2 protein-coding genes are annotated in these 1,040 nt (G+C 49.3%); both read left to right on the top strand.

What is annotated here, in order from left to right; translation table 11 throughout:
- The first annotated feature begins 191 nt into the window (after nucleotides 1–191).
- The gene (locus DPQ25_RS14835) at nucleotides 192–704 is read left to right on the top strand and encodes a hypothetical protein (protein WP_177577152.1); all 513 of its coding nucleotides are present in this window, start codon (nucleotides 192–194) and stop codon (nucleotides 702–704) included.
- Nucleotides 705–717: 13 nt separating this feature from the next.
- Nucleotides 718–843: a hypothetical protein gene (locus DPQ25_RS15250; RefSeq protein ID WP_262510525.1), complete on the top strand. Its 126-nt coding sequence runs from the start codon at nucleotides 718–720 to the stop codon at nucleotides 841–843.
- Nucleotides 844–1,040 lie beyond the last annotated feature (197 nt).

Here is a 1,040-nt window from a genome sequence, read left to right as displayed (position 1 = left end):
GCGTCACAGTCCGGCGGTTCCTGCGCAAGCAATACGACAGTATGATGATCGAATACAGCAACGATACCCATAGGAGGCTGAAAAACAGGCATGGCAGATAATAAAAAGAGCCGCGCAGGAACGGCAATTCCTGACGCGGCAAACAGAAAACAACTTATTTATAGTATATCAACGTGGACGGAGGTTGTCAAATGGAAAAGAAATATATTTTAACAGAAGAGACCAAAGAAGTTGGCGGGCGTATTTTACATAGAATCCAAGCAGTGCGGGATTTTGACGCCGTTCAGAAAGGAGACCTTGGCGGATGGGTTGAATCAGAGGAAAACCTGAGCCATGATGGTAATTGTTGGGTCTTCGGCGACGGCAGGGTCTTCGGCAACGGCAGGGTCTTCGGCAACGGCAAGATCTTCGACAACGGCAGGGTCTTCGGCGACGGCGAGGTCTTCGGCAACGCAAGAATCGGGGTTAATGCTTATATTTCAAGCCCGCGCTCATACTTTGTGCAAGGCCCTATCGGCTCACGGGATGATTTTCTGACCTACTATCTTGATAAAGATAAGAAGATTTACGCGGTTACAGGCTGCTTTTCCGGAACCCTAGAAGAATTTGAAAAGAAGGTAAAAGAAACCCACGGAAGCAATAAGCACGCAAAGCAATACCTGAAAGCTGCCGAGATGGCCCGCGTTATGCTTTCCGGGGATTAACGGAGGATGTCAAATGGAAAATGTGAATGGGTTAATGCTTGACATGGTAGCAGATTTATATAAACGGGCCCAAGAGGGCGAGCAATACTACGGCGAGACGTTGGACCTTAAATATGAGATTCGGGCCTTTAAGGCCTGAATCCAGGAGCTGGAGGCGAGGCTCAATGACTAAGGGGTATGAATGGGCACAGGCACAATATGACCGGCAGGAGCCTTTCCTTCCTGTCTGTGAAGGCTGCGGCCGCACTGTAGACGCCGTCGCTGATATAGACGGGACGAGGCTTTGCGAAGCCTGTGTTTCCGAATGGCTCCTGAACCATTTGGATATTATGACAG

This window comes from Hydrogeniiclostridium mannosilyticum, assembly GCF_003268275.1.
Lineage (GTDB): Bacteria > Bacillota > Clostridia > Oscillospirales > Acutalibacteraceae > Hydrogeniiclostridium > Hydrogeniiclostridium mannosilyticum.
Note: the sequence above shows the minus strand (reverse complement) of the source record. Positions and strands in the feature narration are given on the sequence as shown.